At 71.9% G+C, this 6,610-nt stretch carries 7 protein-coding genes and 1 pseudogene; 6 read left to right on the top strand and 2 right to left on the bottom strand.

Annotation, left to right across the window (positions count from 1 at the left end; translation table 11 throughout):
• Positions 1 to 231: FAD-dependent oxidoreductase (locus KBX53_RS17700; RefSeq protein WP_210860446.1), on the bottom strand; the 231-nt coding region annotated here is incomplete at its 3' end.
• Entirely contained in the window at positions 228 to 2,492 is a 2,265-nt protein-coding gene (locus tag KBX53_RS17695) for a molybdopterin oxidoreductase family protein (protein WP_247675783.1), read from the bottom strand. The genes KBX53_RS17700 and KBX53_RS17695, both read right to left, overlap by 4 nt.
• A gap of 418 nt (positions 2,493 to 2,910) precedes the next feature.
• On the opposite strand from KBX53_RS17695, the gene KBX53_RS17690 reads away from it, so the two are divergent.
• The 6 genes and pseudogenes from KBX53_RS17690 to KBX53_RS17665 form a co-directional block, all read left to right on the top strand.
• The gene (locus tag KBX53_RS17690) at positions 2,911 to 3,606 is read left to right on the top strand and encodes a class I SAM-dependent methyltransferase (protein ID WP_210860442.1); all 696 of its coding nucleotides are present in this window, start codon (positions 2,911 to 2,913) and stop codon (positions 3,604 to 3,606) included.
• A 90-nt stretch (positions 3,607 to 3,696) separates the two neighbouring features.
• Complete coding sequence (locus KBX53_RS17685) at positions 3,697 to 3,954, top strand: DUF6364 family protein (RefSeq protein ID WP_030329990.1); 258 nt, start codon at positions 3,697 to 3,699, stop codon at positions 3,952 to 3,954.
• Entirely contained in the window at positions 3,944 to 4,237 is a 294-nt protein-coding gene (locus KBX53_RS17680) for a hypothetical protein (RefSeq protein ID WP_030329992.1), read from the top strand. Before KBX53_RS17685 ends, KBX53_RS17680 begins: the two co-directional genes overlap by 11 nt.
• Before the next feature lie 169 nt (positions 4,238 to 4,406).
• Positions 4,407 to 5,789, top strand: coding sequence for a NarK/NasA family nitrate transporter (locus KBX53_RS17675; protein WP_030329994.1), 1,383 nt, complete (start codon positions 4,407 to 4,409; stop codon positions 5,787 to 5,789).
• Between the two features lie 209 nt (positions 5,790 to 5,998).
• Positions 5,999 to 6,442 carry a 50S ribosomal protein L13 gene (rplM, locus tag KBX53_RS17670; protein WP_007465158.1) on the top strand — a complete coding sequence of 148 codons (444 nt, stop codon included), beginning with the start codon at positions 5,999 to 6,001 and terminating at the stop codon, positions 6,440 to 6,442.
• A gap of 20 nt (positions 6,443 to 6,462) precedes the next feature.
• Positions 6,463 to 6,610, top strand: a pseudogene (locus tag KBX53_RS17665) (30S ribosomal protein S9); the annotation flags it as partial.

Here is a 6,610-nt window from a genome sequence, read left to right as displayed (position 1 = left end):
CACCGGTACGCCGCTGCGCAGGTCGACGCCGTGCCCGGCGGCTTCGGTCAGCTCCACGTCCGGCTCGCCGATCCGGCCGGCCAGCAGGGTGGAGAGCAGGATCCGGTTGTACGCGCGGTGCGGCTCGGCCCCGAGCACCGTGACCTTCCGGTCTCCCTCCCGGGCGTGCAGCTCACCGGCGAGGCGCGCGCCCGCCATTCCGTTGCCGACGATGACCACCCGGGCGGTCATGCCTTCTCCACCCGGACGGCGCAGATCTTGAACTCGGGCATCCCGGAGATCGGGTCAACGGCGTCGTTGGTCACCGAGTTGGCGCGTTCCGCCCCCGCGTAGTGGAACGGGGCGAACACGGTGTCCGGTCGGATCCCGGCGCTGAGTCGGGCCGGGGCGCGGAACTCACCTCGGCGCGAGGTGACCCGCACGGGGTCGCCGTCGTCGATGCCCAACCGGGCGGCCAGGTCGGGGTGCAGTTCGACGAACGCCTCCGGCGCGGCGCGGCGCAGCGCGGCCACCCGTCGGGTCTGGGTTCCCGACTGGTACTGCGCGAGCACCCGACCGGTGGTGAAGTGCAGCGGATACGTGGCGCAGACCTGTTCGGCGGCCGGCCGATGGTCGACGGCGTGGAAGCGGGCCCGGCCGTCCGGGGTGGCGAACCGGTCGGCGAAGAGTCGTGGCGTGTCCGGCCCGTCCTCGGTCGGGCAGGGCCAGTAGAGGCCGTCGTCGGCGTCGATCCGGTCCCAGCTGATGCCGGCGTAGTCGGCGGCCCCGCCCGCGGAGGCGCGGCGCAGCTCGGGGAAGACGGCCGCCGGGTCGGGGGGAAAACGCCCCGCCGAGACGGCAGCCTCCGGTCGCCCGGCCGTCTCGGCGGGTGCCGGTGCGGTGCCGGGCGTCCTGGTGCTTGCCAGTGCGGTGCCGGCCGGTGCGGTGCCGGGCGTCCTGGTGGTTGTCGGCGCCGTGCCGGCCGGCGCGGTGTCGGTCGCTTCGGCGACTGCCAGCCGCGCCGCCAGGCCGGCGATGATGGCCAGGTCGGTCCGGACATCGGGCGGGGGTGGCCGTAGTGCGCGCCGACGCAGCACCCGACCCTCCAGGTTGGTCATGGTGCCGTCCTCCTCGGCCCACTGCGCGGTGGGCAGCACCACGTCCGCCAACGCGGCCGTCTCGGAGAGCAGCAGGTCGGCGACGACCAGCAGGTCCAGGTCGCGCAGCCGGCCCTCGATCCGGGCCGCCCGGGGTGCCGAGACCACCGGGTTGGACCCGAACACCAGCAACGCGCGCGGCCCGCCCGGGGTGCCCAGCGCGTCGAGCAGTTGGTACGCCGGCACCCCCGGGCCGGGCAGCTCGTCGGCCGGTACGCCCCAGACCCCGGCCACGTGTTCCCGGGCCGCCGGGTCGTCGATCTTGCGGTAGCCGGGGAGCTGGTCGGCCTTCTGCCCGTGTTCCCGGCCGCCCTGGCCGTTGCCCTGGCCGGTGAGGCAGCCGTACCCCGAACCGTCGCGGCCGGGCAGACCGAGGGCGAGGGCGAGATTGACGTACGCGGTGACGGTGTCCACCCCCTTGGCGTGCTGCTCGGCGCCGCGCGCGGTCAGGATGATCACCCGACCGCCGGTGCCCAGCGCGCGGGCGGTCGCCTCCAGGTCGGCCACCGGCACCCCGGACAGCTGTTCCGCGCGGGCCGGCCACCAGGCGGCGACGCCGCGGCGGACCGCGTCGAATCCGGTGGTGCGCTCGGCGACGTACGCCCGGTCGACCCACCCCTCGGTGAGCGCGATGTGCAGCAGCGCGTTGGCCACCGCGAGGTCGGTGCCCGGCAGTGGTTGCAGGTGCAGGTCGGCCTGGCGGGCGGTGGCGGTGACCCGGGGGTCGACGACGATCAGTTTCCCGCCGTTGCCGCGCTGCTCGGTGAGCCACCGCACCAACGGCGGCATGGTCTCCGCCGGGTTCGCCCCGACCAGCAGCAGTGTGTCGGCCCGGCCCAGGTCGGCGAGTGGGAACGGCAGCCCACGATCGATGCCGAAGGCGCGCATCCCGGCGGCTGCCGCCGAGGACATGCAGAACCGTCCGTTGTAGTCGATGTGCCGGGTCCGCAGCCCGATCCGGGCGAACTTCCCCAACGCGTACGCCTTCTCGTTGGTCAGGCCGCCACCGCCGAAGACGGCGACCGCGTCCCGACCGGCGTCGGCCTGGACGGCGCGGATGCCGGCGACCACCCGGTCGAGCGCGGTGTCCCAGCTTGCCGGTTGCAGTGTGTCGGTGGCCGGGTCGCGCACCAGCGGGGTGGTCAGTCGGTCCGGGTGGTCGAGCAGTTCGGCGGCCGTCCAACCCTTCTGGCAGAGCCCGCCCCGATTGGTGGGGAACTGGCGCGGGTGGACGGTCACCCCGGTGTCGCCCGCGCGTAGCGTCATTCCGCACTGCAGTGCGCAGTACGGGCAGTGCGTCGCCACTTCCCGGGGCGTCAGCCCCGGTGGAGTTGCCGACCGTGCACCGTCTGTCATGTCGGGAAAGCGTGCCGTCGGGCGGTTTCCGGTCCGGGTCCCTTCTGTTTCGGTCCTGTCAAGTGGGGCTCACACCGCACATGGGCAGCGGGCGCGTTGGAGGGTGCGAGTCGGAGTCTGTGGAGCTGAACCGCTGACGTGTGGAGCTGAACCGCTGACGACAGCGGCGGTTGACTCGTTCGCGACATCAGCTCCAAAGCGGCAGCGCGCCTCATCTCGCGGGGACCGTCAGCGCAAGTCGGCCTCGGTTCGGCTTTCGGTTCGGGCGTCGGTTCGATTTCCGGCGCGCGCTTCCGATCGGGCGGCTTGTCTTGCACGTGCTCACCCGGGTCGTCCTTTCGGTGTGCTCAGGGTCAGCGTCGTTCATCGCGTACCGCTTATAATGTGGGAAATCTGTCTCATACTCTGGGAGGCTGCGATGGGCGTGACGGACGCCTTCGACGCGGTGGCCGGCACCTACGACGAGGCGCGCAGGCGGCTGGTGCCCTGCTTCGACGCCTTCTACGGCACCGCCGTCCAGGTGGCCGCGCCGCCGCTGCGCGCCTCGCTCGCCGCCGGGCGTACCCCGGAGGTGTTGGATCTGGGCGCGGGCACCGGCCTGCTCTCGCTGCTGCTGGCCACGGCGGTGCCCGGAGTCCGGCTGACAGTGGTGGACGGAGCCCCGGCGATGCTCGCCCGCGCCACCGACCAGTTGGCCGCGCGGTCCGTGCCGCACCTCGCGGTCCGGGCGGACGTGGCCGACGAGCTGCCGCCCGGCCGGTACGACGCGGTGGTCAGCGCCCTGGCGATCCATCACCTGGACGACGGCGGCAAGCGCGCGCTCTACCGGCGGGCCGCCGCCGCGCTGGCGCCGGGCGGGGTGTTCGTCAACGCCGAGCAGGTCGCCGGCCCGACCCCGGAACTGGACCGGCGCTACGACGAGGTGTGGCTGGAGCGGATCACGGAGCTGGGTGCGTCCCCCGACGAGATCGCGGGGTCCCGGGAGCGGATGCGCCACGACCGCCCGGCGACCGTGGCCGACCAGTGCCGGTGGCTCGCCGAGGCGGGCCTGGTCGACGTCGACTGCTACTTCAAGGAGTGGCGTTTCGCGGTGTTCGGTGGTCGGGCCGGGTGAGCCTCGGCGGAATGTGCCTTTCGTCGCCCGGGAGCGAGCCGGTGAGCGCCGGGATGACTGTCGGTCACACCGCTGGGTAATCTGCTTGGCATGACTGCCAAGGTGACTCTCTCGTTCACGGACGAGACGATCGAGGAGGCGCGGCGGTTCGCCAAGCGCGAAGGGCTGTCGCTCTCCGCGTGGATGGACCAGGCCGCCCGGGAGAAGGCGCTGCGCGAGGTCTTCACCGCGCACGCCGCCGCCGTGGGCCGCGCCAGCCTGGATCTGGAGTCCGCCGCCCTCGCCGACGCCCGCGAGGTGGGCATGGTCAACGACCTGTTCTCCGACGGACGGCCGCGTGCTGCGTAGGGGTGAGATCTGGCGCATCGAGGGCGCCCGGGAACGCCTCGGCCTGGTGATCAGCTCGGACGTCTACAACTCCACAGACGTACCCATCGTGATCGTCGTCGAGGTGGTCGAGGAGTCGCTGCTGCGGGACTCACCGCTCGCCGTGCCGATGGGCCGGTACGTGGTGATGCCCGACCGGATCTCCTCACCGATGAAGAAGTGGTTCACCGGGTGCGTGGACGTCGCCGACGCCGACACCATGCTCCGGGTCGGCCGCGCGCTGCGCATTCTCCAACAGCTCTGAGCACGTGGCCCGGTGGCGTGCTCACCACCGCGTGCTCACCACCGCGTGCTCACCACCGCCGCCGGCCCGTGGTGCGATCCCCGTTTCCGGCCCGACCCGCGACGGGCACTGCCAGGTAACCCGGCGTTCCTAGCGTTTCCCCTCGTCACATCGACGAGGAGGAGCCGCCGTGAGCACGCTCACCAGCACCGCAGTCACCGCCGAGCCGCCTGCCGTCACCGGTCGCCGGCAACCGCTGCACGACTGGCGCCCCGAGGACCCGGACTTCTGGCAGACCACCGGCGCGCCGATCGCCCGACGCAACCTCTGGGTCTCGATCTTCGCGGAGCACGTCGGCTTCTCGGTGTGGAGCCTCTGGTCGGTCACCGTGCTCTTCCTCGGCCCCGCGTACGGCATCGATCCGGCCGGCAAGTTCCTGCTCACCGCCGTGCCGGCCGCACTGGGCGCGGTGCTGCGGCTGCCGTACACGCTGGCGGTGGCCCGCTTCGGCGGACGACGCTGGACGATCATCAGCGCACTGCTGTTGCTGGTGCCCGCGGTGCCGATGACGGTACTGCTGGAACCCGGGGTGTCCTACTCCACGCTGATGGTGCTCGCCTGCCTCACCGGGGTCGGCGGCGGCAACTTCGCCTCCTCGATGGCGAACATCAACCTGTTCTACCCGCAGCGACTCAAGGGGCGGGCGCTCGGGCTCAACGCCGGCGGCGGCAACCTGGGCGTACCCGCCGTGCAACTGGTCGGCCTGGCGGTCCTCGCCACCGCGGGCGCCGCGTACCCCCGGTTGGTGCCGGCCGTCTACCTGCCGCTGATCGTGCTGGCCGCGCTGGCGGCGGCCCGCTGGTTGGACACCGTGCCCGGGGCGCGCAACGAGCCGGGGGCGTTGCGCGAGGCGGCCCGCGACCCGCACACCTGGGTGATGTCGCTGCTCTACATCGGCACCTTCGGCTCGTTCATCGGCTTCGGTTTCGCCTTCGGTCAGGTGCTTCAGCTCCAGTTCGCCGAGCGGTTCCCCACCCCTGTCGACGCCGCCTGGCTGACCTTCCTGGGCCCGCTGATCGGCTCGCTGATCCGGCCGCTGGGCGGGCACCTCGCCGACCGGTTGGGCGGTGCCCGGGTGACCTTCTGGAACTTCGTCGCGATGGCGGCCGGCGCGAGCACCGTGCTGTACGCCGCCCGGGAGCGCTCGTTCGGGCTCTACCTGGCGGGGTTCCTCGCCCTCTTCGTCTTCTCCGGCATCGGCAACGGCTCCACCTACAAGATGATCCCGGCGATCTTCCGGGCCCGGGCGGCGGATTCGATGGCCAGCGGCCAGCGCGATCCGGAGGCGGCCGCGCGGTGGGCCCGAAGGATGACCGGCGCGTTGATCGGCATCGCGGGTGCGATCGGGGCCTCCGGTGGCGTGCTGGTCAACATCGCGTTCCGCCAGTCGTTCCTCAGCTCGGGCAACGCCGACGCCGCCTACCTGGCCTTCATCGGCTGGTACGCGTTGTGCTTCGCGGCCACCTGGGTCGTCTACCGTCGGCCGAGGGCCGGCCGTCTCGCCAACGTGTGAGCTGAGCCACCCTCGGCGCGTCATCGTGCGGGACCGTACCCCCGTTTTGACCTGCGGACGGGGCGCCGGGTATCGTTGCCTGCTGTTGTACGACATCCAGAGGCGTGCCCCATCAGGTACGCTTGGTCGTTCGTGCGCGCTGGTCCGGCCTGCTAACTCTGGTCACCTCGGCGCGCGACCCCAGACCGACGACGAGACAAGGTAGACCTGTGCGTACGTACAGCCCGAAGCCGGGTGAGATCGAGCGTCAGTGGCACGTCATCGACGCCTCTGATGTCGTGCTGGGCCGCCTGGCCACCCACGCCGCCACGTTGCTGCGTGGTAAGCACAAGCCGACTTTCGCGCCGCACGTCGACACGGGCGACTTTGTCGTCATCGTGAACGCGGGCAAGGTTGCGTTGACCGGCAACAAGCGCCAGACCAAGGTCGCTTACCGCCACTCCGGTTACCCGGGTGGTCTGAAGCAGGTCGGCTACGACGAGCTGCTGACCAAGCGTCCCGAGCGGGCCATCGAGCTGGCTGTGAAGGGGATGCTCCCGCACAACAAGCTCGGCCGTCAGCTGATCAAGAAGCTGAAGGTCTACGCCGGTGCCGAGCACCCGCACCTCGCGCAGCAGCCGGTGCCGTTCGAGATCAAGCAGATCGCGCAGTGAGCGCGGGCGAAGGAAGCAGCATGACCGACATCATCGAGACCGAGGTCGCCCCGGAAGCCCCCGAGGCCACCGAGGCGCCGGCGCCCGTCGCCCGCGCGCCTCGAGGTGACCGGCCGATCCAGCCCGTGGGCCGCCGCACGGAGGCCATCGTCCGGGTCCGCATCGTCC

Origin of the sequence: Micromonospora sp. M51 (assembly GCF_018070305.1) — a bacterium.
GTDB classification, from domain to species: domain Bacteria; phylum Actinomycetota; class Actinomycetes; order Mycobacteriales; family Micromonosporaceae; genus Micromonospora; species Micromonospora parva.
The sequence above is the reverse complement of the archived record's forward strand: the minus strand, read 5'-3'. Positions and strand labels throughout refer to the sequence as shown.

Coding starts and splice junctions, on each gene's coding strand:
- KBX53_RS17685 (WP_030329990.1), top strand. CDS start 3,697: ATGACTGCCAAGGTGACTCTCTCGTTCACGGACGAGACGATCGAGGAG.
- KBX53_RS17695 (WP_247675783.1), bottom strand. CDS start 2,492: ATGACAGACGGTGCACGGTCGGCAACTCCACCGGGGCTGACGCCCCGG.
- KBX53_RS17690 (WP_210860442.1), top strand. CDS start 2,911: ATGGGCGTGACGGACGCCTTCGACGCGGTGGCCGGCACCTACGACGAG.